The sequence below is a fragment of the Actinoplanes derwentensis genome, from assembly GCF_900104725.1.
Taxonomy (GTDB): domain Bacteria; phylum Actinomycetota; class Actinomycetes; order Mycobacteriales; family Micromonosporaceae; genus Actinoplanes; species Actinoplanes derwentensis.
Window position 1 is genome coordinate 5,381,824 of sequence record NZ_LT629758.1, and the last position, 24,325, is coordinate 5,406,148.

Genomic DNA, 24,325 nt, shown 5'->3' on the forward strand with positions numbered 1-24,325 from the left:
CCGGCCTTCAGGCCGGGGAGGAAACGGAATGCCCAGCGGAGCAGCTCAGGGATAACCGATCCGTCGTCAAGGCGGATCGGCGTGTGCACCGGATCCCCGGCAGGACCACTATCGAACAGCCGTGTCATCCATTGTGGATGAGCACCCCCGTGAAGCGGGCCTTCCGGTTTCGTTTCTATCCGACGTCCGAGCAGGTCGGCCTGCTGGTGCGGACGTTCGGGTGTGTGCGCAAGGTCTACAACCTGGCCCTGCAGGCCCGCACCGCAGCCTGGCAGGAACGCCACGAACGGGTGAACTACGCCGCCACCAGCGCGATGCTGACCATGTGGAAGAAGTCGGAGGAACTGGCGTTCTTGAACGAGGTGTCGTGTGTGCCGTTGCAGCAGTGCCTGCGACATCTGCAGGGCGGATTCACCGCGTTCTTCGGGAAGCGGGCCGGGTTTCCGCGGTTCAAGTCCAAGCGCCGGTCGAAGGCGTCGGCGGAGTTCACCGCCTCGGCCTTCCGGTGGCGTGACGGTGAACCGACCCTGGCCAAGATGACCCAGCCTTTGCCCATCGTGTGGTCGCGGCCGGTGCCGCAAGACGGCGTGCCGTCGACCGTGACGGTGACCCGCGACAGCGCCGGCCGCTGGTTCGTGTCGATGCTGTTCGACGACACCATCACCACCCTGCCCGCCACCGACACGGCGGTAGGACTGGACGCCGGCCTGAACCACCTGATCACCCTGTCCACCGGGGAGAAGATCGACAACCCCCGCCACGAACACGCCGACCGTAAGAGACTGGCCCGCGCCCAGCGAGCGCCGGCCCGCAAGGAGAAAGGCTCCCGGAACAGGGACAAAGCCCGGCTCAAGGTCGCCCGTATCCATGCCCGGACAGCCGACCGGCGCCGTGACCACCTGCATCAACTGACGACTCGGCTCGTGCGTGAGACTCAAACGCTCGTGATCGAGGACCTGGCCGTCCGCAACATGGTCAAGAACCACCGTCTGGCCCGAGGAATCTCCGACGCCGCATGGTCGCAGTTGCGCCAACTGCTCACCTACAAATGCGCCTGGTACGGGCGGAACCTGATCGTCATCGACCGCTGGCACCCCTCGACGAAACTCTGCTCCCACTGCGGACACCTCCTCGACACACTGCCGCTGGGCGTACGGACGTGGGTGTGTCCCGGCTGCGGCACCCTCCACGACCGCGACGTCAACGCAGCGAGAAACATCTTGGCCGCCGGGCCGGCGGTGTCTGCCTGTGGAACTGGCGTAAGACCTCAACGGGGAAACCTCCGTCCGGGGCGGCAGGCTGTGAAGCAGGAAACCCGGCGGGCGACCACCGGAACTCCCGTCCCTTGAGGACGGGAGGATGTCAACGAAAGTCCTCCCTGGACCGTTCGTACCGCTATCCGGCGAGGTTCGCAGGCCGGGCCCGGGGTCGTGCATCATCCGCACAACCCCGCCGGTGTCCTTGCGCCCCCGCCGGGACTATGCGCCTGAGGTCACGGTGCGGCCGGAGCGGGGATCGTCCAGTCGGGTGGGTCGGCGGGCTGCAGGTGCGGGTCGTTGACGAAGAAGGTGCGGACCCGGCCGATCGGCGTGGTCGGACCCTCGAAACGGATCGTGACCCGGCCGATGCCGCTGCCGTGGACCCAGCCCGGGCCGTGCTCGTCGTGGCACACATCCTGCCCCGGCCGCCACACCCGCATCTCCTCGACCGCCACCGGCGAAGACGCGGCGAAGGGCGAAGAAGGCGCGGACGAAGACCCGACGAGGGGCGAAGAAGGCGCGGACGAAGAAGCCGAGGGAGAAGCCAAGGAGGAGGAAGAAGAGGAAGAGGGAGACGAGGGGAAGGCAGGTGCGGCGGGTAAGGGCTGGTCGGGGAAGTCGAGGGTGGGCGGGTCCTCGCCGGCGGCGGAGAACAGGTCGTCCTGGGCGAAGTCGTAGAGAGTGGAGACGCCGACGCCCAGCAGGCGGATGCCGCCGAAGGTGGTGATCTCGGCGAGCAGGCGCCGGGCCAGACCGGCGATCAACTGGCCGTCGTCGGTGGGCTGGTCTCTGGTCACCGCCCTGGTGACCGTGGTGAAGTCGGGGTGCCGGACCTTGATGTTGACGGTGCGGCCGGTCAGGCCCGAGCGGCGCAGCCGGGCCGCGACCCGGGTGGCGAGCAGGTCCAGCTCGTGCAGCAGGCGGGCGGGGTCGGTCACGTCCACGTCGAAGGTCTCCTCGGCGGACACCGATTTGGTCTCGCGCTCGCTGACCACCGGCCGGGGATCGTCGGCGCGGGCCAGCCGGAACAGGCCGTGCCCGTGGGCGGTGCCGAACCAGTCGACCAGGTCTTCGAGGGGGGCCGCGGCCAGGTCGCCGACCGTGCGGATCCGGGAGCGGTGCAGGCGCTGCTCGGTGGCCGGTCCGACGCCGCCGAGGCGCCGGACCGGCAGCGGGTGCAGGACCGCCAGCTCGTCACCGGGCGCGACGACCGTGAGGCCGTCGGGTTTGTGCAGGTCGGAGCCGATCTTGGCGAGGAGTTTGCTGGAGGCGGCGCCGATCGAGCCGGTGACACCACCGGTCGCGATGGCGATCTCCGCTTTCAGCCGGTGGGCTAGGGCGGTGACCCCGGCCACGCTGAGATCGTGGTCGGTGGCGGCGAGGTCGACGAAGGCCTCGTCGATGGAGACCTGCTCGACCAGCGGGGAGACACCGGCCAGCAACTCCATGACGACGGCGCTGGTCCTCTGGTAGGCCACGAACCGGGGGGACAGGTAGGCGGTGTTGGGTGGGCAGAGCCGCCGGGCCTGGGCCATCGGCATCGCCGAGTGCGCCCCGAAGACCCGGGCCTGGTACGACGCGGTGGACACCACGCCCCGCCCGGCCACCCCGCCGACGATCACCGGCTTGCCGCGCAGGGAGGGTTTGTCGCGCTGCTCGACGGCGGCGAACATCGCGTCCAGGTCGACATGCAGAATGCTGGCTCTCCCCCTCACGATCCGCAGCGTAGGCGCCGGGTATGACAAAAGGTGAGGATGGGAGCGCTACCAAAAGCCGAATCGCTGTGCCACCATCGGTCGACCGCCCAGCAGGCGGGCAGATCAGACGGGGAGAGGCCAGGACACGGAGGCGGCAGGACGGTGACGGAGAGTCAGATCGCGGTGGTGGGTGACCTCTCGGAGCTGGTCCGGGACGCCCAGCGGGGCCGCACCGGAGCGCGGGACCAGTTGTTCTCCGGCCATCTCCCGCTGATCTACAACATCATCGGCCGGGCGCTGCGCGGTCATCCGGACGTCGACGACCTGGTGCAGGACACCATGCTCCAGGCCATCAACGGGCTCCCCGGCCTGCGTGACCCGGATCGTTTCCGGTCCTGGCTGGTGGCGATCGCGTACCGCCGGGTACAGGGCCATCTGCGGGCCCGCAAGATGACCCTGCGGCGGCACCTTCCGGAGCCGGTGGACGTACCCGACCCGGCCGGTGACTTCGCCGAGCGGACCACCGCCGAGATGGTCGTCACCGATCAGCGGCGGGAGCTGGCCGAGGCGAGTCGCTGGCTGGACGACGCCGACCGGGAGTTGCTGGGGCTCTGGTGGCAGGAGGCCCGTGGCGACCTGACCCGGGCCGATCTGGCCGCCGCCCTCGATCTGCGGCCGAAACACGCGGCGGTCAAGGTCCAGCGGATGAAGACGCAGCTGGAACTGGCCCGTGCGGTGGTCCGGGCGCTGCGGGCGAAGCCGGTCTGCCCGGAGTTGTCGAGCACGATCCGGTTCTGGGACGGCACCGTCGACTCGGTGTGGCGCAAGCGTCTCGCCCGGCACGTGCGGGACTGCCCGAAGTGTCACGTCTACCAGGCCGGGATGGTCTCGCCGGAGCGGCTCCTGCTGGGCATCGCGGCGCTGCCGGTGCCGGTCGCGCTCTGGGCCGGGATCCAGTCGGCGGCTAGCGGCGGGGCCACCACTCCAGTTCTGGTAGCGAGCGCGCACACGGTCGTGCTGCACAAGAGCCTGGTCGCGACGGTCGCCGTGACGGCCGTCGCGGGCGGCGGGCTGAGCTGGGCGGTGTACTACGAACCGGCGGTCCCCCAACGGCCCCCGGCCGCGGTGGCGACGCCGGCCACCACACCACCGGCCGCGACGAACACCGCACCGCCGGCGAACAGCCCCAGCGCGAGCGGCACACCCGTGCAGAAAGCCGTGAGCGGTCTCGGTGTCACTCGCGCCGACATCTTCGTCGCGCCCGGCGGTTCGGACGACGGCGACGGCAGCCGGGCCCGCCCGTACGCCTCGATCGCCAAAGCCGTCGCCACCGTGAAACCGGGCCAGACGATCGCTCTGCGCGCCGGCACCTACCGCCCGCCCGCCCCGATCGAGATCGGCACGAGCGGAGAACAGGAAAAACGGATCACGATCAGCGGGTACGCCGGGGAGAAGGCGACCATCGACGCCTCGGCAATCCCCGCCGACCAGTGGGCGATCACTCAGCGGGCCTCCTGGTGGACGGTCCGCGACCTGGAGGTGACCGGCGCCCGTAACGCCGCCTGGACCTGTCTGTCCTGCGTGGACAACCTCTACCAGCGGTTGCGGGTGCACGACGGCGCGGGTGCCGGGCTGATGCTGCGTGACGACGGCACGGCCGGCAACCGGGTGCTGGACAGCGACTTCTGGGCCAACCAGGGCTCCGGGCTGTCGGTGCAGTTCGGTCGCGGGGACGGCAACCTGGTCCGGGGCAACCGGGCCTGGGGCAACCAGCGGGACGGTTTCGATCTGGGTTCGTTCACCAGCCCGGTGACGGTCGAGTACAACTGGTCGTACCGCAACGGGTCGAACGGTTTCGCCCTGGGCGGTGGCAGTCCCGCGGTGAACGCCGCGCACACGGTCCGGCACAACGCGGCGTGGGCCAACGACGGGCACGGTTTTGTCGACGAGGGCAACACGGCCCCGATCGAACTGGGCAACAACACCGCGTACGACAACAAGGGTCTGGGTTTCGCTCTGACCACCGCCCCGGCGGTGCTGCGCCGCAACGTGGCGATCGACAACGGACAGGGTGACCAGGCGCTGGCGGCGGCCGCGAAGCCGAGCAGCAACAGCTGGCAGGAACCGGGCGTGACGCTGCGGTCCACCGATCCGGCCGTCGCCGAGGGCCCCCGGACCGCGCTGGCCGGGCTGCCCGGCACCGCCTTCCTGCAGACCGGCAACGGGACGGGAGCCTCGATGGCCGGGTCATAAACGGATGGCCGGGGAATCAACGAGAAGCCACACTGTCGTACGTGCACTCAGCGATCACCGTGTCCCCGGCCCAGCTTCCCGACCTGCTGCTTCATGTGGCGGTCGTGCGGCCGGTGTTCCTGTGGGGCGCTCCCGGCATCGGCAAGAGTTCGCTGGTCCGGGATTTCGCGGCGTCGCTCGGCCTGGAGTGTGTGACCCTGGTCGGCACCCAGCTGGCGCCGGAGGACCTGATCGGGGTGCCGGAGTTGCGGGACGGTCGCAGCCGGTTCGCGCCGCCCGAGTCGATCGCCCGCGACGAGCCGTATTGCCTGTTCCTGGACGAGCTGAACTCGTCCGGTCCCGATGTGCAGAAGGCGTTCTACTCGCTGATCCTGGACCGCCGGATCGGGGCTTATGAATTGCCCGCCGGATCCATCGTGATCGGTGCCGGCAACCGGTCCAGCGACAACGCACTCGCCCGCCCGATGGCGTCGGCCCTGGTCAACCGTCTGATCCACGTGCATCTGCGAGCGTCCTGGAACGACTGGCGGGAGTGGGCCGAGCGCAGTGGCATCCACCGCTGGGTGCTCGGCTATCTGACCGAGCGCCCGGATCACCTGTGGTCGGCGCCGCCGAAGGTGGAGGAGTCGTTCTCCACCCCGCGCAGCTGGCACATGCTCTCCGACGCGCTGCACTCCTACGGTGACGAGATCGACGCGGAGACGCTCGGGCTGCTGGCCGCGGGCACGCTGGGTCCCGCGCACGCGACCGCCTTCGGCGGCTACGTCAAGATCGTCCGCCATCGGTACGGGCTGGACGCGGTCGTCCGCGGTGAGGCCGGGTGGCCGTCGCGCCCCGACGACCGGGATCTGCTCTACTTCCTCGCCGAGGCGTTCCGGGCCCGGCTGATCAAGGAACTGCCGGCGGGCAAGAACCACGCCTCGCCGTCGGTGCGCCAGTTCGCGCACCGGGCCAAGGCGATGCTCGTCGAGCTGGCCGAACTGTCCCTGGAGTGCGGCCGTCTGGTGATCGCCCCGGACGGCGACGGCAGCCCGGTGCTGCCCGCGTGGTTCCTGGTCGAGGTGAGCCGCGACCTGCCGCGCCTGGTGGCGGCGCGGACGTGAGCCAGTGAGCCGGAACCGTAAGAAGGAGGTCGCCGACCCGAACACGCTCGCCTTCCAGGAGGCGTGGCGTGATCTGGCCTCGCACCCGCTGTTCATGCCGATGACCGAGCGGGCCATGCAGCGCCCGAAGGCGGCCGCCGAGATCGTGGACCGGCCACTGCCCGCCCTGGCCCGGGTGACGGTCGACGGCCGGATCACGGTGAGCCGTCTCCGGCGGCTGGAACCGGACGAGTGGCGCTGGGTGCTGGCGCACTGCCTGCTGCACCTCGGGTTCGGGCACCTGGAGCCGGACGGCGAGCCGGACGAGGCCTACTTCGCGGCGTCCTGCCTGGCGGTGGCCCGGTTCCAGCGCGCGGTGAAACTGGGCCGTGAGCCGGACGCGTACCCGGACCTGCTGCCCTCGGCCGACGAGACGGATCTGGCCGCCCGCTGGCGCCGCCAGGGTGTGCCGGCCGACCTGCCGGTCCGGCCCGACCTGGACCTGGAACCGGTCCGGTGTCGTCCCGGACAGGAACCGGCCTGGCCGGAGCGCTTCGCCCGGGGCCTGTCGGCGGCCGCGGTCGCCGGGGTCGAGGTGGCCGGTGGCGCCCGCGAGTCGGTGACCGGCGCGGCGCCGGTACGCAAGCCGTGGGATCGGGCGATGAGCTGGTTCATCGGGTCGTACCCGCTGCTCGGTGGTTTGGCCGCCGGGTTCAAGGTGGTCGCGGACGGCACGCTGGCCCAGACCTGGGACATCGCGATCGCGGCGGTGTCGGCGGAGGCCGGCGAGATCTACGTGAACCCGTGGCGGTCGCTGCGCGAGGACGAGTGGCGGTTCGTGCTGGCGCACGAGATGTTGCACGTCGCGCTGCGGCACGCGGACCGGGCCGGTTCCCGGGACCCGTACCTGTGGAACGTCGCCTGCGACTACGTGATCAACGGCTGGCTGGTGGAGATGGGGGTCGGGCTGCTGCCGGACGGCACGCTGCACGATCCGGAGCTGGCCGGGTCGTCGGCCGAGGAGGTCTACGACCGGATCGCCGGTGACCTGCGCCGGATGCGCAAGCTGTCCACGCTGCGCGGCCAGGGTGCCGGTGACATGCTCGGCGAGGCGCTGCCGTGGGCCGGGCGGCGGAGCGGCGGGGTCGACCTGGACGAGTACTGCCGCCGGTCCCTGCTGACCGGTTTCGCCTATCACCAGAGCAGTGGACGGGGTCTGCTGCCGTCCGGGCTGGTCGCCGAGATCCGGGTGCTGGAACAGCCGCCGCTGCCGTGGGACGTGCGGCTGGCCCGCTGGTTCGACGAGCACGTGCCGATGACCGAGCCGGTCCGGTCGTACGCCCGGCCGTCGCGCCGTCAGGCCGCCACCCCGGACATCCCGCGGCCCGGCCGGTACCGCCCCGAGGAGGCGATCCCGCGCAGCACCTTCGGCGTGGTGGTGGACACCTCGGGGTCGATGAACCACGAACTGATGGGCAAGGCCCTCGGAGCGATCGCGTCGTACGCGACGGCCCGGGAGGTGCCGGCCGCACGGGTGGTGTTCTGCGACGCCGCCGCCTATGACGCGGGTTACCTGCCGGTCAGTGACATCGCCGGCCGGGTGCGGGTGCGCGGCCGGGGCGGCACGGTCCTGCAGCCCGGCATCGACCTGCTGGAACGCGCACCGGACTTCCCGGCGGGCGGGCCGATCCTGGTGATCACCGACGGCTGGTGCGACGTGCTGCGGATCCGCCGTACCCACGCCTATCTGATGCCGCGCGGCGCCCGCCTGCCGTTCACGCCGCGCGGCGCGGTCTTCAGTCTGCGCTGACTTCGGTCCGCGCTGACTGACGACCGCGCTGACTGACGACCGCGCTGGCTTCAGTCCGCGCTGACCCGCCAGTCCGGCCAGGGGTCCTCGGTGGCGGCGCGGTCCGGCCCACCGGCCGCTGTGGTGCGCAGCAGCAGGGACGTGCCGTCGGCGCCGACGATCCGGACGCCGCGAGGTGCCTTGCCCCGGTCGCCGGGCGGTCCCAGGTTCGCCAGGGCGACCAGTTGCCAGCCGTGGAAGGCGGCCGGGCGGTGGGCGTCGAGCAGGTGCACGGTCAGGATCGCGAGCCGGTCCGGGCGGCGGCCGGCCGGTGGGGGCAGCCGCTCCGGCACCGGCAGGTCGGTCTCGCCGGGCCAGATCGCGCCCCACAGGTAGGCCAGTGCCCCGTCGACGTACCGGACCCGGATCCCGGCGGGGGACGGCCCACCGGGCGCGGTGTCCGCCCCGTACCGTTCCACCGCTTCGATCTCCGGGTGTCCCGAAGCGTTCAGGAGCGCTTCGACGACGTCGAGAACCTGGGCTAATCGCACCGAACCGCTCCGATCACTCTCCGTGAAACACAGTGAGTCAATCGTCATTCGGAGTGTGCCTGCCGCCCCCGCTGTGCGACGCACGGTAAGTTCTCGGTCATGGCTCGTGTACGCGCCGCACTGTACCTGGACTTCGACAACGTGTTCAGTGCGTTGATCAGGCAGGACCCGGATGTGGCCATCCAGTTCGCCGAGGAACCGGGAGCCTGGCTGTCCCGGTTGAGCACGTCGCTGACCGTGGACGGTCCGCGCCGGTGGCTCATCCTGCGCTGCTACATGAATCCGGGTGGCTGGGTGCCGCATCCGGATCCGTCGAGCGGCCAGCAGCGGCTGTACTACTCCCGTTTCCGGCCGTACTTCGTGAACGCCGGTTTCGAGGTGATCGACTGCCCGCGGCTGACCCATACGAAGAACGCCGCGGACATCCGGATGGTGGTGGACGCGGTCGACGCGCTCGCCGATCCGGTGACGCACGAGGAGTTCGTGATCGCCTCCGGCGACTCGGACATGACCCCCTTGCTGGTACGTCTGCGGCGTGCCGACCGCCGCACCACGATCGTCTCCCCGGCCGACGCGGCTCTCGCGTTCACCTCGGTCGCCGACCGGCTCATCGTCAGCCAGGAGCTGCTCGAGCTGGTGCAGGGCGAGCCGGTGGAGAGCGAGGAGGACCAGGTCGTCGTCACGCCGCCGGGCGAACCCCGGACCGAGGCGTCGTACGACCAGTTCCGTGATCTGGTGACGTGGCGGTTCACCGCCGCGCCCAGCCCGCTGAACCTGGCGTCGCTGGCCCACGATCTGCGGCGTCAGCTCGGCAGCGGGGTGGACGAGTCGAACTGGTTCGGTTTCGGTGGTTTCGTGCGCGCGCTGGAGAGCCTTCGCCTGCCGTACGCCAAGTTCTCGAATCATTTCGTCTGGGACGACAGCCGCCATGGCCCGCCGGAGGCGACCGGCACCACCGGTCCGGCCCCGGAGGCGATCGTGCGGCTCAGTGCACCGCTGGGCCTGCCGCGGCTGCCGCGGGAGATGTGGCCGCCGGTCTACCGGGCGCTCGCCGACTATGCCGCGTCGCACCACTTCAACCTGACCGAGGCGACCCGCTGGGCGCGGGACAAGCTGGCCGAGGAGGGCGTGGACGTGAGCCGTTCGGCGATCGCGTTCGTCACCCGCGGCACGGCGTTCGGTGGGGCCCCGCTGTACCGGCAGCCGTCGCCGGACGCCGAGGAGATCGCCGCCGCGTTCGCCGACAACGTGCTGAACCGGGCGGACGCCGCAGCGATCGCCCTCACCGACGACGAGTGTGCCGAGGTGCGGTTCTGGCTGGGCGCGGACGACCCGAAGGGCTAGCCGAACAGTCGCGCGGCGGCTGACTCCCAGGCCCGGACCAGGTCGACCGTCTCGGGTTCGCGCAGCCATTGGATCTGCAGGCCGTCCATCATCGCGACGACCTGTGCGGCCAGTTCGCGCGGGTCGGCCACCGCCGGGTCGGCGAGCCCGGCGAACTGGCTCAGTGTGTTGCTCTGCCGCACCCGGAAGTAGGCGTGTGCCGGGTGTCCGGGGGCCAGTGATTCCGCCTCCAGCACGGCGAACAGCCGGACGATCTCCGGCTGTTCGGCGTTGCGCGCGACGACGGCGGTGCAGACTTCGGCGAGGCTGATCCGCCCGTCGCTCCACAGTTGCTGCACCGGCCGGCCCAGCTTGTCGGCGAGGGACTGCGCGTCCTGTTCGTCGCGGTATTCCAGGACCGCCACCAACAGGCTGTCCTTCGAGCCGACGTGGTGCAGCATGCCCGGCACGGTGAGTCCGCAGCCGTCCGCCACGTCCTGCATCGACAGCCCCCAGAAGCCACGTTCGGCGATCAGCTTCGTGGTCATCTCGAGGATCTGCCGGCGCCTCTCGGCGGCCGGCAGCCGGGATCTTTCACGTCTCTGCACAGCTTCTTCCTACCAGCAGGCCCTTGCGATACCGCTTCTGACCTGGCTATGTTTCAGGGTAGTTAATACCTAGTAGGTACTCAGTAAGGGCGGGACCATGGCACTCGACACCTCACAGCAAGCGGCGATCACCTCCGGCAGCGACATGTGGCACACCGAGGCCGTCGAGTCCGCGGGCCTGCCCGCCGTCATCGTCACCGACGGCCCGCACGGCGTGCGCATGCAGGCCGAGGGCGACGATCTGCTGGCCGGCGTCCCGGCCACCTGCTTCCCGCCGGCCGTGGCGAGCGCCTCCACCTGGGACCCGGAGCTGCTGCACCGGATGGGCGAGGCGCTCGGTGACGAGTGCCGCGCGCAGGACGTGGCGGTGCTGCTCGGCCCGGGGGTCAACCTCAAGCGCAGCCCGCTCGGCGGCCGCAACTTCGAGTACTTCTCCGAGGACCCGATCCTGACCGGCCGGCTCGCCACCGAGTGGGTCCGTGGCCTGCAGAGCAAGGGTGTCGGCGCGTCCCTGAAGCACTTCGCGGTCAACAGCCAGGAGACCGACCGGATGCGGATCAGCGCCGACATCGACGAGCGCACGCTCCGCGAGGTCTACCTGCGCGCGTTCCACAAGGTGGTCACCCGGGCCCAGCCGTGGACCGTGATGTGCGCCTACAACAAGATCAACGGGGTGTACGCCAGCGAGCACCACTGGCTGCTCACCGACGTGCTGCGCGGCGAGTGGGGCTTCGAGGGCCTGGTCGTCTCCGACTGGGGTGCCGTCGTCGACCGGGTGAAGGCGATCGCGGCCGGTCTCGACCTGACCATGCCCGGCCCGGACCTCGCCGGTGACCAGGCGCTGGTGGCGGCGGTCTCCTCCGGTGCCCTCGACCCCGCTCTGCTCGCCACGAGCGCGGAACGCGTACGCCGCATGATCGCCAAGACCGGGGACCGGCCGGCCGGGACCTATGACGCCGACGCCCACCACGCGCTCGCCCGGGAGATCGCCGGACGGGCGATCGTCCTGCTGAAGAACGACGGTGACCTGCTGCCGCTCACCCCCGGCACCGAGAAGGTCGCGGTGCTCGGCGAGTTCGCGTGGACCCCGCGTTACCAGGGTGGCGGCAGCTCGCAGATCACCCCGACCAGGCTCGACGACGCGCTGACGGCGATCCGGGCGACCGGCGCCGAGGTGAGCTTCGCGGCCGGTTACACCGTCGAGGGCGACTCCGACGAGGCTCTGCTGGCCGAGGCCGCGGCGGTGGCCCGGGAGGCGGACGTGGCGATCGTGTTCGCCGGCAGTGTGCACGAGACCGAGGGCGCCGACCGGGAGTCGATCGACCTGCCGGCCGTTCAGATCGCGCTGATCGAGCGGGTCGCCGCCGCCAACCCGAAGACGGTCGTGGTGCTCTCCAACGGCGCGGTCCTCGCCACCAAGCCGTGGGACGAGAAGGTTCCGGCGCTGGTCGAGGGCTGGCTGCTCGGGCAGGCCGGTGGCAGCGCCGTCGCCGACGTGCTGTTCGGCCGGGTCAACCCGTCCGGGCGGCTCGCCGAGACCATCCCGGTCAAGCTCGCCGATCACCCGTCCTACCTGGACTTCCCCGGCGAGCACGGCCACGTCCGGTACGGCGAGGGCCTGCACGTCGGCTACCGCGGTTTCGACGCGCGTGGGACCGCGGTGGCGTACCCGTTCGGTTTCGGCCTGTCGTACACCACGTTCGGTTACGGCGCGGCACGCGCGACGGCGTCCCCGGCCGGAGTCGAGGTGCGGGTCCCGGTGACCAACACCGGTTCCTGGGACGGCCGTGAGGTGGTGCAGGTCTATGTGAGCCGGCCCGGTTCGGCGGTGCGGCGGGCCCCGCGGGAGCTGAAGGCGTTCGCCAGCGTGCCGATCACGGCCGGTGACACCACCGAGGTGACAGTGACCGTCGAGCGCGAGGACCTGGCGTACTGGGACACCCGGCTCGGCAGGTGGATCGTCGAGGACGGTGAGTACACGATCGAGGTCGGCGCGTCGTCCCGCGACATCCGGGCCACGGTGACCGTGCACGTCGCCGGTGACCCGGCCCGGGTGCCGCTGACCGCCGAGTCCAGCATCGGCGAGTGGTTCGCGGACCCGCGCGGCGCCGAGGTCCTGACGGCCGCGTTCGCCGCGGGATCCGCCGACGGCCCGATGTCGGCGATGGTCGAGACCCCGGAGATGCTGATGATGCTCGGCAGCCTGCCGCTGAGCCGGATGTCGGCGTTCCCGGGCAGCCCGATCGACGCCGGCGACCTGGACAAGCTGGTCGAAGCCGCGAACTGAGTCAGGTTCTGGCCCGGGTGAGCAGTGCCTGAATGCGGGACACCAGCTCACGCGGGCTGAACGGCTTGGTCACGTAGTCGTCGGCGCCGGCACTGAACCCGCCCTCGACGTCCTGTTCCTGCACCCGCGCGGTCAGCATGATGATCAGCATGCCGGCCGTGCTCGGGTCGGAACGCAACATCCGGCACACGTCGATTCCCGACAGACCCGGCATCGAGACGTCCAGGACGGCCAGCGTGGGCAGGCGGAGCCGTGCCGTCTCGATCGCGGTCTGACCGTCGCCGACCGCCAGCACTTCGAGACCGGCCTGCTCCAGCTTGAAGGCCACCAGGTCTCGAATGTCGGCGTCGTCGTCAGCCACCAGGACGGTCGTCACGCGGCTTCCCCCGATCCGTAGCTATCTGTATTCGGACCATATCCTGACAAACACGGTGTGTGGGGGCTCTTGGAAAAGTGGGCTCGCAACGCTGGCGGTCCGGCGTCCACCGGGTAGGATTCCGGCCATGCGCGCACAATTGACCATGTGGTGGCCCGCCTGACCGGCGGCCCCATCTCCCGCGCGCACCAACCGCGGCCGCCTCCTGTCGAGGCGGCCGTTCTGCGTTCTCGGTGGGCGGCCCTCTTCCTCATCCGAGAGAGGGACCCATGCCATTCGCCCTGCTGCACCGTGCCGGCACCGACCACGTCGAAGTACTCACCGGCGACGTCATCACCGTCGCCCGACTCGACGACATCCCGCTCCAGCCGGGCACTCCGGTGCTCGCCGTCATCCCGTACCGGCAGATCACCGAACGCGGCTTCGACTGCGTCGACGACGGGGCGCCGCTGGAATGCCTGCTGGTCCGGTCGATCAGCCGGGAACCCCGGGACGCCTTCCCGCCCGGTGAGCTGACCCTGCGCGACGGCGGTTTCGACCTGTCCGACGACGAGTACGGCGCCGTGGTCGAGGATGTGCTCCGCGACGAGATCGGCCACGGGGCCGGCGCCAACTTCGTCATCCACCGCACCTACCGGGCCACCGTCGACGGTGATCCGCTGACCGCCGCCCGCGCCGCGTTCGGGCGGCTGCTCACCGGCGAACAGGGCACCTACTGGACGTTCCTGGTCGACACCGGCAACCGGATCCTGGTCGGTGCCACCCCGGAACGGCACGTCAGCGTGCAGGACGGGATCACCATGATGAACCCGATCAGCGGCACGTTCCGCAACGGCTCCGGCGATCTCCTGGACTTCCACGCCTTTCTGCGCGATCCCAAGGAGATCGAAGAGCTGTACATGGTGCTCGACGAGGAACTCAAGATGATGGCCGTCATCGCCGAACACGGTGGTCAGGTCGCCGGGCCGTACCTGAAGGAGATGGCCCACCTCACCCACACCGAATACCTGCTCGCCGGGCGTGGTTCGCTCGACGTGCGGGAGGTGCTGCGGGAGACCATGTTCGCGCCCACCGTCACCGGCAGCCCGATCGAGAACGCCTGCCGGGTCATCGCCCGCCACGAGCGCCGGGGCCGCCGCTACTACGCCGGCGTCCTCGCCCTGCTCGATCACGACGCCGACGGCCGGCAGACCCTGGACGCGCCGATCCTGATCCGCACCGCCGAGATCACCCCCGACGGCTACCTGCGCGTTCCGGTCGGGGCCACCCTGGTCCGGCACTCCACGGCGGCGGGCGAGATCGCCGAGACCCACACCAAGGCGGCCGGCGTGCTGTCCGCGCTGGGCGCGGTTGCTTCCAGACCAGCGGCGGTACGGGGGACCGCGCTCACCCCCGAGGTGCAGTCCCTGCTGTCGGCCCGCAACGACGACCTGGCCCGGTTCTGGCTCGACTCCCGCTCCCCCGGAGCCCTGACGGTCCCCGCCCTGGCCGGGAAGCATGCCCTGATCGTGGACGCCGAGGACACCTTCACCGCGATGCTGGCCCACCAGCTCAAAGCCCTGGGCCTGTCGGTGACCACCGTCGCGTGGTCCGCGGAGTCGCTGCCGGAGGCTGACCTGACCGTCTTCGGGCCGGGTCCCGGCAACCCGTCGGATCGCACCGACCCGAAGATGGCACGCCTGCACACCCTGGTCGAAGCCGCTCTCGACGCGGGCCGGCCGCTGTTCGCCGTCTGCCTCGGCCAGCAGATCCTGGCCTCGGTGCTGGGTTTGGCGCTGGTCCGGCGAGACTCCCCGTACCAGGGCCTGGCCCGCGAGGTGAACCTGTTCGGCACCGTCCGCCGGGTCGGTTTCTACTCCAGTTTCTCCGCGACCGCCACGACCCCGGCGGTGGACACCCCGCACGGCCCGGCCGAGGTGGCCGTGGACCCCGCCGACCACACCGTCCACGCCCTGCGGGGACGGGGTTTCGCCGGCGTGCAGTTCCACCCCGAGTCGGTGCTGAGCCGCGACGGCGTGGACGTCCTCCGTGAACTTCTGCCACCTTTACTGTCCGGCGTGGTTAGCCCGGCGATCAGCGGGTAGCCAGATGGTGTCGGTGGTCCAAGGTGATCGAGAGCCTCACCTTGGACCACCGGCCCGCGTTCAGGGCTGAGGGAACTCCCGGATGATGCTCGGATCGTCGACGATCATGTGCGCGACGTCGCTGAGCCGCCGGTTCCGGGCCCGCGCGAACGAGCGCATCACCTCGAACCCCTCGTCGACACTGATCCGCCGGGCCTGGGCGATCGCGCCCTTGGCCTGCTCGATGACGATCCGGCTGTTGAGGGCGCCCTGCAACTGCTCGGTGAGTTCCTCACCACGACGGATCGCGCGTTCCTGGAGCAGGGCGATCGTCGCCACGTCCGCCAGCGCCTGCATGATCGGCACCTCGCTGCGGGCGAGTTCACCGTTACCGTGGCCGAACACGTTCAGGGCGCCGATCACGTGATCCCGCAGGCGCATCGGGAACGCGTGCACCGACCGGAACCCGGCCGCGGTCGCCTGCGGCGCGAAGCGGGGCCAGCGGTCACCGGCGGCCCGCAGGTCCACGTTGATCACCGGCACCCCGCTGCGGAAGGCGTCCAGGCAGGGACCTTCGAGGTTCTGCATCTGGAACAGTTCGATCAGGCGCACGTTCTCGTCGGAGCCGGCCATGAACTCCATCCGGCCGCGCTGGTCGGCCATCATCAGCCCGACCGCCGCGGCGTCCACCAGAGCGGCCGCCCGTTCGGAGAGCATGTGCAGGAAGTCGAGCAGATCGAAGTCGTCGACGAGCGTGTCGGCGACCTCCACGAAGATCGTCGCCAGGCGCTCGGCCGAAACGGTGGTCATGGATGCCTCCCGGCGTAGGTGGCCCGCTGCTGGCTCACGGTGTGTCACTGTCGAATCGAAGGGCCCGGTCCACCACGTCACGGGCGACATCGGCGAGGCGGCGGTCGTTGGCGTACGCGTACGCGCGCATCCGGGTCAGCGCCTCGTGAAGCGGCACCCCTAGCTGGACCATGACCATTCCCTGCGCCTGGAACAACTGTGCGCGATTGCCGACGTCCCCGACAAGCCCGGAGCCGTCCCCGGAGTCGTCTTCCTGGCCGGCGAGCAGGACATCGACGCTGATGTCTGCGATCAGGAGGGCGGTCTCGATCTCCCCGGCGCGGAGCGGCCCGGCGCGATCGCGCAGGACGTCCATGGTGCCGAGGCGGGCGGCCCCGATCTGAAGCGGGAAGGCGAACACCGCGTGGATGCCGGCTTCCCGGACCATCGGGGTGTAGACCGGCCAGCGGTTCGGGTCCTGCCCGGCCAGATCGCCGCAGAGCACCGGGCGCCGGGTGGCGTACGCGTCGATGCACGGGCCCTCACCCAGCACGAACTGGAGTTCCTCGAGACGCTCACCGAGATCGTCGGACGCGACACAGAGGCCGCGCACGCCTTTCTCGGCCATCAGGCTGATCCCCACACCGGTGGCCGGCAGCTCGCGGGCTGCCACCCGGCACAGATGGGTCAGGAAGGTCACGGCTCCGGCCGAGGCCGCCGGGCCGTCCGCGACGAGGCGGCGAATGGCAGCTGCCCGGCCGGTGGCATCGCCACCCAGCACCGCGACCACCGGCCCTCTCGCTGTCGTCAGCACGACTGATCTCCGGTTGCCGCACGTCGCCCGTGGACGCGGCGCCAGATGACGGGCGGGATCGGGACGGACGTACTGATCGGCTCATCCTACTCACGGATGTCGTTGTCTCCGGCCGTCGGCTGATACCGGTCCGTCCGCGCGTTTCCACTGATCTGCTCCGGGGCCCGGCCGAGCAGGTCGGCGAGTTCCCGTTCCTGACTGCTCAGCAGGCGGGACCGGGTGGGGCGCGGCGGCAGTGCCCGATCATCAGCGCGGCGCCGCAGGATCTCCCCGATCCAGGCCCGGACATCGCCGTCGTGGCCGGTCCAGCAGCCGGCCAGCCACCACACCTCGACATAGACGGACCCGCACACACGGCTCACCTCGCGCGGGTCGGAGAAGCGGCATGCCAGCTCGGCCCGGGTCTCGGCGAAGGTCGCGTCGAACAGTTCGGCGAACGCGTCCCGGTCGCCCCGGGAGATCAACGGCATCAGGATCTCGAGGCGTCCCGGGCGCTCCGGTTCGCTCGGACCCGAACAACGGCGACTGAACCATCGCATGGTCTCTTCTCCAGAAAAGGCGGCTCTTCGCAGCCGCCGAAGTCTGGAGCGACAGAACGAACGATACCCGGTCACCGAACCGCCGAGCCAGCTATCGGATCACCTACGAGGGACAGCATTCCGACGTTCGAGGGGAATCCCGGACGAGGGTGACGCCGGAGGGTTTACTGACGGCCGAAGTTCGGGTACCGGGCTCCCGTCACCGGACCACGACCAGCCGGTGGCGCCGTCGCGTCGCTGATCTTCGGAGGCGAACCTTGTCCGAACCACACGTCACCCTGGACCCGCAAACGCTCACCCCGGTCGAGCAGAAGCTGCGCGGCCCGCTGGAGGAGCAGCTCAGCTCCGCACTGCAGGCCGCGACCGTCAAGGTCGAGCAGCACTACGCCGGGGAGAACCTGGAGCAGGTCACCGCGATGCTCCTGGACGAGGCGAAGGCCGGCCTGCACCCGGACATCGCCGCCGGTTTCCACCCCGACCACGAACAGCTGCGCCAGGTCGCCGAGGTGATCGTCGCCCGCGCTGACATCCCGACCCGGGCTAACTAGGCCGGCGCAGGTTGAAGATCAGATCGACGACCAGGGCGGTCCAGCCGGTCTGGTGCCAGGCGCCGAGCCCGGCCCCGTTGTCGCCGTTGAAATACTCCGGGAAGGCGACGAGGTCCTTCCAGTCCGGATGGGACTGGAACAACTCGGTGGCACCGTAGATCGGCCGCCGCCCTGACTCGTCCGGCACGAACAGGCCGATCAGGCGGCGGGACAGGTCGTCGGCGATCTCGGACAGCCCGGCCTTGTGCTGCGAACCGGTCGGGTACTCGGCCTGCAGGTCGTCACCGTAGAACTCGGCGAACTCCCGCAACGCCTGAACCAGCAGGTAGTTGACCGGCATCCAGACCGGGCCCCGCCAGTTGGAGTTGCCGCCGAACAGGCCGCTGGTGCTCTCGGCCGGCTCGTAGCCGACGGTGAAGTCCGAGCCGCCGAGCGACACGGTGAACGGCTTCTCCAGGTGCGCCCGGGAGAGCGTTCGCAACCCGTACGGCGAAAGGAACTCCTCGGGGTCCAGCAACCGGGCCAGGATCCGCAGCAGTTGGTCCTGGCCCACCATGGACAGCAGGCGCTGCTGGCGCCGGTCGGCGCCGCCGAGCCGCCGGGCACTGATCACGTCACCGAACTCGCCCTGGTGGTGCAGCATCCACCGGACCCGGGCGTTGATCTCCGGCAGCCGGTTCAGGGTCTCCGAGGTGAGCCGGGTGGTGGCGGCCAGCGGCAGCAGCCCGACGATCGAGCGGGCCTTGAGCGGCACCTTGTGACCGTCGGGCAGGCGCAGCACGTCGTAGAAGAAGCTGTCCTCCTCGTCCCACAGCCCCTGCCGGTACGCGGCCTCCGCGATGTACGTGAAGTGCTCGAAGAACTTGGTGGCCATGTCCTCGTAGGCCCGGTCGTGCAGGGCCAGCAGGATCGACATGTCGAGCATGTTGAGGGCGTACATCGCCATCCAGCCCGTGCCGTCGGACTGTTCCAGCACCCCCGCGACCGGCAGCGCCGCCGACCGGTCGAACGGGCCGACGTTGTCCAGCCCGAGGAAACCGCCCTCGAAGACGTTGTTGCCGCCGACGTCCTTGCGGTTGACCCACCAGGTGAAGTTGAGCAGCAGCTTGTGCATCACCCGGGACAGGAAACCGAAGTCCCGCCCGCCGTCGATCTGAAAGACCTGAAGAGCGGCCCACGCGTGTACGGGTGGGTTCACATCCGAGAACGACCACTCGTACGCCGGGATCTGCCCGTTGGGGTGCATGTACCACTCGCGGAGCAGCAGCAGGAGCTGTGACTTGGCGAAACCCGGATCGACCCGGGCGATGCTGACACAGTGGAACGCCAGGTCCCAGGCCGCGTACCAGGGGTACTCCCACGAGTCGGGCATGCTGATCACGTCGAAGCTGTTCATGTGCCACCAGGCGTTGTTACGCCCGTACCGGCGGCCCGGTGGTGGCGGCGCGTTACCCGGATCGCCGTGCAGCCACTGCTTCACGTCGAAGTGATAGAACTGCTTGCCCCACATCAGCCCGGCCACCGCCTGCCGGGCCACGTCCTTCTCCGCGGCGGTCGCGGCGTCCGGCAGCACGTCGTCGAAGAACTCGTCGGCCTCCGCCCGGCGGGCCCGCATCACCTCGGCCCAGCCGTCCCCCAGGTCCGCGGCGGGCGCCGGGCGGTCACTCTGGGTCAACCGCAACCGGATGGTACGAGTCTCACCCGCCCCCATCCACAGCCGGTAGTGCAGCGCCCCCTTGGTGCCGGTGCCGGCCGGGTTGACGGTCGGTGACCGGTGGATCAGGTGGTCGTTGATCCCGTCCTTCGGGTACGGGCTGCGCCCCGGCAGACCCCACAGACGCTGCGAGTTCGTCTCGTTGTCACACATCAGCGCGACCGGCGCGCCCTGCCCGTCGAGAGTGATGTGACCGAGTGACCGGTGCCGGCCGTCGAGCCGACCCGGAGTGCCGGTCATCGCCGGTGCCTGCCGGTTCGGCAGCCCCCACGCCCAGGTGTTGCGGAACCACAGCGTCGGCAGCAGATGCAGGACCGCCGGATCGGGGCCCCGGTTGCTGACGGTGATCGCGATGCAGACGTCGGTCGGGCTCGCCTTGGCGTAGTCGACGGTGACCGCCCAGAACCGGTCCTGGTCGAAGATCCCGGTGTCGACGAGTTCGTACTCGCCCTCCTCCCGGGACCGCTGCCCGTTCACCCGGACCAACTGGTCGTACGGGAACGCGGCCTGCGGATAGTGGTACCGCCAGCGCATCCAGGAGTGGGTGGGGGTGGAGTCCTGGTACCACCAGTAGTCCTTGGCGTCCTCGCCGTGGTTGCCGTGGTTACCGCCGAGCCCGAACATCCGCTCCTTCAGGATCGGATCCTCGCCGTTCCACAGGGCCAGCGCGAAGGCGAACGTCTGCCGGTCGTCGCAGAGGCCGCCCATGCCGTCCTCGTTCCAGCGGTACGCCCGGGAACGCGCGTGGTCGTGCGGGAAGTAGTCCCAGGCGGTGCCGTGCTCGCTGTAGTCCTCCCGGACCGTCCCCCAGGCACGTTCGGCTAGGTAGGGTCCCCACGCCCGCCACGGTTGCTCCCCGGAATCGGCCTGGTCCAGCCGCACACGCTCCGACAAGTCCCCTCTCACCTCCAGCATCCCGCACGTCCGATGAGTCGATCACCTGCAGACTGTCACGCTGATGTGTCGAACGTGTAAGCCTCCCCCATTCCCCGCAACCGGGCTATCCCCCGATCCGCACCCGTTCCGCACCCCGGGGCAGGCAAGCTGCGACGATGCGAAGTCTGCGGCCGGGGATCGTCTGGCTCATCGTGCTGACGATCGGTGTCCTGTTCCGCGTGCTCCTGCGTGATCACCTATACCTGGTCGCTGTGATCCCCTACATGCTGGTCAGCGTCGCCACGCCGTTCGTCATCCTGGCCGGCGTCCGGTTGCACCGGCCGGCGCACCGGGCCGGCTGGCTGTTCCTCGCCGCCGGGCAGCTGCTCTACGCCGTCGCCGACGGGATGACCGTGGCCGACGACTACCTCTCCGGGGAATTCCTGGAGCCCACCCCCGCCGATCTGCTGTACTTCGGGTACTACCTGCTGGTGGCCGCTGCGGTACTGCTGTTCATCCGTCGGCGCACCCCCGGCTGGGACCTGCCGAGCGCCATCGATGCCCTCGTGGTGGCGTTCAGCGCCGGACTTCTCAGCTGGATCTACGTCCTCGAGCCGCTGACCAGTGACTCGGAACTGCCGCTCAACGCGAAACTCACCCAGTCGGCGTACCCGGTCCTGGATCTGATGCTGTTGATCCTCGCCGTCCGTCTGGTGATGGGCGCCGGCACCCGCGGCCCGGTGCTCTACCTGGTGCTGGGCAGCCTGGCACTGATGCTCGGCGTCGACTCGGCCTATCTGGCGACCACCATTGCCGAAGGAGGCGCGGTCATCGAGACCTCCCTCGACTGCCTCTGGATGATCTCGATCGCCCTGCTCGGCTCGGCCGCCCTGCACCCCGGCATCAGCAACTTCGACAGGCGCACCGACACCGCAGTGCCGGACGCGTCCCCGATCCGGCTGGCCGTGCTGGCCGTCGCCGTGCTGATGGCACCCGGTGTGCAGTTCCTCGAATGGCTGCGCGGCGACCCGGTCGGCGTGCCCCTGATCAGCGGGGCGTGCGCGGTCATGTTCCTGCTGGTGCTGGCCCGGATGTCCGGCCTGGTGGCGGCCCAGCGCCGGGCCGCGGTCACCGACGGCCTGACCGGCCTGCACACCCGGCGGTACCTGGCCGAGGCCCTGACCACCGAATGCCGGCGGGCCGCCCGCTCCGGACACGCCGTGGGCCTGCTGATGATCGACGTGGACCACTTCAAAAGGATCAACGACGGGTACGGCCACCCGGCCGGCGACCAGGTCCTCCGCGAGGTGTCCCGCCGCCTGAAGGCCGCCACCCGGGCCGGCACGGTGGTGGCCCGCTACGGCGGCGAGGAGTTCGCCGTCCTCTGCCCGCACACCGCACCCCGCGAACTGCAGTCCCTGGCCGAACGCCTGCGCGCCGAAACCGCCGGCCTCCCCGTCGAAATCGGCGGCGAACTGCTGTCGGTGACCGTCTCGGTGGGCGCCGCGGTATTGACCGGCCCCGACCCGGAAACCCTGATCCACCAAGCCGACAAGGCCCTCTACCAGGCAAAGACCGACGGCCGGAACCGCTGCGTCCTGTCTACCCCCGACCAGGTGAGCCACTGAACGCCGACGGCACTCGTCGCCATGAAGCACTGCGTGCCTATCGTCCCGGTTCAGGCCGCTCGTTCAGGTCGACTCCGTAGGTCTGCCGGACGGTCTCTGCCAGTTCCTGGCGGCCCTCCGGGCTGAGTTCGGATTCCCACCTCTGGTACTTCTCGATCCCTTCGAAAAGCGCATCGCCGTAAACCGGGCTTTTGGCGAGGCTGCGTAACTCGATGCTGCCGTTCAGCAGGTCGCGTGCCATCTCGGCCATCTCCTGACCGGCCACGCCCGACCGCAGCCGTTCCAGGCTCTCCCTGACCACGTTGCTGAGCCTCGGGTCACCCGCCATAGCATCGAGATCGCGGTCGAGGGGAGACTGCTTCTCCTCCATCTCGCCGCTCACGCGCCGGGCCCGGCGTACGGCGCCGGCGGGAGGGGGATTCTGTCCAGGCTTCCGCCCTGGTACGCGATGTCCATCCCCATGCCGAAGGAGCCGAAGATGGTCATCATCCCGGTGCTGATGATTGCCGAGATGCTGCTCGCCAGGTTCACCATATCGGCCACGATCAGAGCCAGCGCAGCGTAGCCGGCGAGGCCGGCCCCTGTAGTCATCAGCGCGCTGCTACCGACGGCGATGACGCCGGCGACGATCGCCTTGTCGACAAGTGCCTGGATCAGGTTGCCTAGCTGAGTGGACAGGCCCCAGGCCCCGTTCGCTGCCTTGTGATAGTTCTTCCCGAGGTCCGTCAGCGCGAACCTCAGCTCACTGATCGCACTCGACAGCGAGGTGAAATACCTGGCAGCCGCGTCGTTGGCATTGCCGTCCCAGTCCGCGTCCAAGGCCAGGAATCCTTGCTGAACGTTCACGGCGACCTGGTCCACACACCTGCCCAGGTTTCCCAGCGCGTCGCCGAACTTGTAGATGGCCGCCCAATCTCCGGCCACCCAGTCCGTGCAGTAGCCGAGGGCGTCAAAGCCGCTCAGGCTCTCGATCGCCGCGTTGATCCATGCGGTCGGCGACACATAGTTGAAGTACACCCCAGGGTCGGGAAAGCCGCTGGCCACGGAGTCCTCGGGCTCCTCAACGGGAACCAGCGCCAGAGTCGGGTCCTGCATCCGTCGACCTCGCTAACTTCCGGCGGTCGTGATCGGCCGCTGTACAGACGGGTAGGAGTCATCGAGCTCAGTCGCCGACTGATAGTCGGTCCGCTCGAAGTACCGGGCAGACGCCGACAGATTCATGGAGGACGCGTCGGCGCTCCTGCTCAGCCGCTCCAGCACCTCGTTCAGCTCCGTCATGAAGCTGCCGTGCTTGCCGTGCAGCATTCCCAGGATCCCCTTGCCGTGGGCACTGAACGTGCCCCACTTGTTGGCGTAGCTACGAGCTGCCTCGACGGCCTGAGCAAGCTCGGCCAACTGCCTCGAGTACAGATCCACCGACTCGGGCTCGACCCGGAACGTCATGAGTTGATCCCCTCTGCAGCGAAGGCGACGACCACCAGCAACACCATCCCGGCGACAGCAAGCAGGCCGCATCGCCGCCAGAGCGTCCTCAGCCGGGCCTGGTCAGCCGTGCGGTGAAGGCCGACGGCGTCCACGACCGCAGGGAAGAAGGCGATTCCGGGCAGAACCAGCAGCAGCCACGTACTGACGGGCACCTGATCGCCTTGAGCGACTCTGACGAATCCGGCGGCCACCATCAGGACATAGATGAACGCGAAGAGCAGGGCAAACTTGCCGATCAACCGCTGAAGCGTCAACTTGGCTTCCTCAACGCCGCTGTTCATGTCACTCCCCAACACACCCGATGGCGATCCCGACATAGGAATCAACACCCATCCATGCTGCACGGTTCATTTGCTTGCTGTCACAAAGCTGACGAGGCCTCGTACGCAGGGAGGCAGGTGACGGCAGTTCTGCTCGTTGGAGCAGGCCTGCAGATTCGAGGGCAACAGGCTGCGGACACGGCGGGTCGGGAACGGCATGCCGGGTGCCGCCTTAATGCGAGGGGCCGGGACGACCGGGGTCTTCGCCAGCGTGCATAGCGCGGTCACCAGTGACCGCGAGGCGGATCGATGATCATCGGGCCGACCGAGCTGGCAGTGGTGGAACGAAAGCTCTCGCCCGAGCGCCTGGCCGTACCGGAAAGC

The 24,325-nt window shown here is 69.7% G+C and carries 21 protein-coding genes; 9 read left to right on the top strand and 12 right to left on the bottom strand.

Annotated features, from left to right (window positions below; translation table 11 throughout):
• Nucleotides 1–137 precede the first annotated feature (137 nt).
• Nucleotides 138–1,349, top strand: a complete 1,212-nt coding sequence (locus BLU81_RS23730; protein WP_092546682.1) for an RNA-guided endonuclease InsQ/TnpB family protein — start codon at nt 138–140, stop codon at nt 1,347–1,349.
• Between the two features lie 143 nt (nt 1,350–1,492).
• Here BLU81_RS23730 and BLU81_RS23735 read toward each other — a convergent pair whose 3' ends face one another.
• Nucleotides 1,493–2,974, bottom strand: coding sequence for a DNA polymerase IV (locus BLU81_RS23735; RefSeq protein ID WP_092546683.1), 1,482 nt, complete (start codon nt 2,972–2,974; stop codon nt 1,493–1,495).
• 144 nt (nt 2,975–3,118) lie between these two features.
• Here BLU81_RS23735 and BLU81_RS23740 point away from each other — a divergent pair, with 144 nt between their 5' ends.
• The 3 genes from BLU81_RS23740 to BLU81_RS23750 are packed head-to-tail and all read left to right on the top strand — an operon-like array spanning nt 3,119 to nt 8,101.
• Nucleotides 3,119–5,209 carry a sigma-70 family RNA polymerase sigma factor gene (locus tag BLU81_RS23740; protein WP_231953478.1) on the top strand — a complete coding sequence of 697 codons (2,091 nt, stop codon included), beginning with the start codon at nt 3,119–3,121 and terminating at the stop codon, nt 5,207–5,209.
• A 59-nt stretch (nt 5,210–5,268) separates the two neighbouring features.
• On the top strand, nt 5,269–6,312 hold the full coding sequence (locus BLU81_RS23745; RefSeq protein ID WP_092557546.1) for an ATP-binding protein: 1,044 nt from the start codon (nt 5,269–5,271) through the stop codon (nt 6,310–6,312).
• A gap of 4 nt (nt 6,313–6,316) precedes the next feature.
• On the top strand, nt 6,317–8,101 hold the full coding sequence (locus BLU81_RS23750) for a vWA domain-containing protein (protein ID WP_231953479.1): 1,785 nt from the start codon (nt 6,317–6,319) through the stop codon (nt 8,099–8,101).
• Nucleotides 8,102–8,151: 50 nt separating this feature from the next.
• Here BLU81_RS23750 and BLU81_RS23755 read toward each other — a convergent pair whose 3' ends face one another.
• Nucleotides 8,152–8,631, bottom strand: a complete 480-nt coding sequence (locus BLU81_RS23755) for a hypothetical protein (RefSeq protein ID WP_092557550.1) — start codon at nt 8,629–8,631, stop codon at nt 8,152–8,154.
• Nucleotides 8,632–8,730: 99 nt separating this feature from the next.
• On the opposite strand from BLU81_RS23755, the gene BLU81_RS23760 reads away from it, so the two are divergent.
• Entirely contained in the window at nt 8,731–9,975 is a 1,245-nt protein-coding gene (locus BLU81_RS23760) for an NYN domain-containing protein (protein WP_092546685.1), read from the top strand.
• On the opposite strand, the gene BLU81_RS23765 is transcribed toward BLU81_RS23760, so the two are convergent.
• Nucleotides 9,972–10,562: a TetR/AcrR family transcriptional regulator gene (locus tag BLU81_RS23765; RefSeq protein WP_231953480.1), complete on the bottom strand. Its 591-nt coding sequence runs from the start codon at nt 10,560–10,562 to the stop codon at nt 9,972–9,974. The genes BLU81_RS23760 and BLU81_RS23765 overlap by 4 nt on opposite strands.
• Before the next feature lie 97 nt (nt 10,563–10,659).
• On the opposite strand from BLU81_RS23765, the gene BLU81_RS23770 reads away from it, so the two are divergent.
• Nucleotides 10,660–12,849: a glycoside hydrolase family 3 C-terminal domain-containing protein gene (locus tag BLU81_RS23770; protein WP_092546686.1), complete on the top strand. Its 2,190-nt coding sequence runs from the start codon at nt 10,660–10,662 to the stop codon at nt 12,847–12,849.
• A 1-nt stretch (nt 12,850) separates the two neighbouring features.
• Here BLU81_RS23770 and BLU81_RS23775 read toward each other — a convergent pair whose 3' ends face one another.
• Entirely contained in the window at nt 12,851–13,225 is a 375-nt protein-coding gene (locus tag BLU81_RS23775; protein ID WP_092546687.1) for a response regulator, read from the bottom strand.
• Between the two features lie 269 nt (nt 13,226–13,494).
• On the opposite strand from BLU81_RS23775, the gene BLU81_RS23780 reads away from it, so the two are divergent.
• A complete protein-coding gene (locus tag BLU81_RS23780; RefSeq protein ID WP_092546688.1) occupies nt 13,495–15,309 on the top strand; it encodes an anthranilate synthase family protein in 1,815 nt (604 codons plus the stop codon).
• Between the two features lie 60 nt (nt 15,310–15,369).
• Here the strand turns inward: BLU81_RS23780 and BLU81_RS23785 are convergent, their stop codons facing one another.
• From BLU81_RS23785 to BLU81_RS23795, 3 genes are all read right to left on the bottom strand, one after another.
• Nucleotides 15,370–16,098 (bottom strand): GAF and ANTAR domain-containing protein, encoded by a 729-nt coding sequence (locus tag BLU81_RS23785; RefSeq protein ID WP_092546689.1) that lies wholly within the window; start codon nt 16,096–16,098, stop codon nt 15,370–15,372.
• A gap of 34 nt (nt 16,099–16,132) precedes the next feature.
• Nucleotides 16,133–16,891, bottom strand: coding sequence for a GAF and ANTAR domain-containing protein (locus BLU81_RS23790; RefSeq protein ID WP_231953481.1), 759 nt, complete (start codon nt 16,889–16,891; stop codon nt 16,133–16,135).
• Nucleotides 16,892–16,977: 86 nt separating this feature from the next.
• Nucleotides 16,978–17,430 (bottom strand): sigma-70 family RNA polymerase sigma factor, encoded by a 453-nt coding sequence (locus BLU81_RS23795; protein ID WP_157751765.1) that lies wholly within the window; start codon nt 17,428–17,430, stop codon nt 16,978–16,980.
• A gap of 257 nt (nt 17,431–17,687) precedes the next feature.
• Here BLU81_RS23795 and BLU81_RS23800 point away from each other — a divergent pair, with 257 nt between their 5' ends.
• Nucleotides 17,688–17,978, top strand: a complete 291-nt coding sequence (locus BLU81_RS23800; RefSeq protein ID WP_092546691.1) for a hypothetical protein — start codon at nt 17,688–17,690, stop codon at nt 17,976–17,978.
• On the opposite strand, the gene BLU81_RS23805 is transcribed toward BLU81_RS23800, so the two are convergent.
• The gene (locus BLU81_RS23805) at nt 17,971–20,607 is read right to left on the bottom strand and encodes an MGH1-like glycoside hydrolase domain-containing protein (RefSeq protein WP_092546692.1); all 2,637 of its coding nucleotides are present in this window, start codon (nt 20,605–20,607) and stop codon (nt 17,971–17,973) included. The two genes, BLU81_RS23800 and BLU81_RS23805, sit on opposite strands and share 8 nt — an antisense overlap.
• A gap of 137 nt (nt 20,608–20,744) precedes the next feature.
• On the opposite strand from BLU81_RS23805, the gene BLU81_RS23810 reads away from it, so the two are divergent.
• Nucleotides 20,745–22,196, top strand: coding sequence for a GGDEF domain-containing protein (locus tag BLU81_RS23810; protein WP_231953482.1), 1,452 nt, complete (start codon nt 20,745–20,747; stop codon nt 22,194–22,196).
• Nucleotides 22,197–22,233: 37 nt separating this feature from the next.
• Here the strand turns inward: BLU81_RS23810 and BLU81_RS23815 are convergent, their stop codons facing one another.
• Genes BLU81_RS23815 through BLU81_RS23830 form a run of 4 tightly spaced genes read right to left on the bottom strand, consistent with a single transcriptional unit; the run spans nt 22,234 to nt 23,962 of the window.
• Nucleotides 22,234–22,578 carry a hypothetical protein gene (locus tag BLU81_RS23815; protein ID WP_092546693.1) on the bottom strand — a complete coding sequence of 115 codons (345 nt, stop codon included), beginning with the start codon at nt 22,576–22,578 and terminating at the stop codon, nt 22,234–22,236.
• On the bottom strand, nt 22,575–23,291 hold the full coding sequence (locus BLU81_RS23820) for a hypothetical protein (RefSeq protein WP_092546694.1): 717 nt from the start codon (nt 23,289–23,291) through the stop codon (nt 22,575–22,577). The genes BLU81_RS23815 and BLU81_RS23820 overlap by 4 nt, the downstream gene beginning before the upstream one ends.
• 12 nt (nt 23,292–23,303) lie before the next feature.
• The gene (locus BLU81_RS23825) at nt 23,304–23,639 is read right to left on the bottom strand and encodes a type VII secretion target (protein WP_092546695.1); all 336 of its coding nucleotides are present in this window, start codon (nt 23,637–23,639) and stop codon (nt 23,304–23,306) included.
• The gene (locus tag BLU81_RS23830; RefSeq protein ID WP_157751766.1) at nt 23,636–23,962 is read right to left on the bottom strand and encodes a hypothetical protein; all 327 of its coding nucleotides are present in this window, start codon (nt 23,960–23,962) and stop codon (nt 23,636–23,638) included. The genes BLU81_RS23825 and BLU81_RS23830 overlap by 4 nt, the downstream gene beginning before the upstream one ends.
• Between the last annotated feature and the right edge of the window lie 363 nt (nt 23,963–24,325).

Bases quoted from the DNA above. Each gene is read 5' to 3' on its own strand.
- BLU81_RS23730 (WP_092546682.1), top strand. From the start codon at position 138: ATGAGCACCCCCGTGAAGCGGGCCTTCCGGTTTCGTTTCTATCCGACG.
- BLU81_RS23760 (WP_092546685.1), top strand. From the start codon at position 8,731: ATGGCTCGTGTACGCGCCGCACTGTACCTGGACTTCGACAACGTGTTC.
- BLU81_RS23770 (WP_092546686.1), top strand. From the start codon at position 10,660: ATGGCACTCGACACCTCACAGCAAGCGGCGATCACCTCCGGCAGCGAC.
- BLU81_RS23780 (WP_092546688.1), top strand. From the start codon at position 13,495: ATGCCATTCGCCCTGCTGCACCGTGCCGGCACCGACCACGTCGAAGTA.
- BLU81_RS23785 (WP_092546689.1), bottom strand. From the start codon at position 16,098: ATGACCACCGTTTCGGCCGAGCGCCTGGCGACGATCTTCGTGGAGGTC.
- BLU81_RS23795 (WP_157751765.1), bottom strand. From the start codon at position 17,430: ATGCGATGGTTCAGTCGCCGTTGTTCGGGTCCGAGCGAACCGGAGCGC.
- BLU81_RS23805 (WP_092546692.1), bottom strand. From the start codon at position 20,607: ATGCTGGAGGTGAGAGGGGACTTGTCGGAGCGTGTGCGGCTGGACCAG.
- BLU81_RS23810 (WP_231953482.1), top strand. From the start codon at position 20,745: ATGCGAAGTCTGCGGCCGGGGATCGTCTGGCTCATCGTGCTGACGATC.
- BLU81_RS23820 (WP_092546694.1), bottom strand. From the start codon at position 23,291: ATGCAGGACCCGACTCTGGCGCTGGTTCCCGTTGAGGAGCCCGAGGAC.
- BLU81_RS23825 (WP_092546695.1), bottom strand. From the start codon at position 23,639: ATGACGTTCCGGGTCGAGCCCGAGTCGGTGGATCTGTACTCGAGGCAG.
- BLU81_RS23830 (WP_157751766.1), bottom strand. From the start codon at position 23,962: ATGAACAGCGGCGTTGAGGAAGCCAAGTTGACGCTTCAGCGGTTGATC.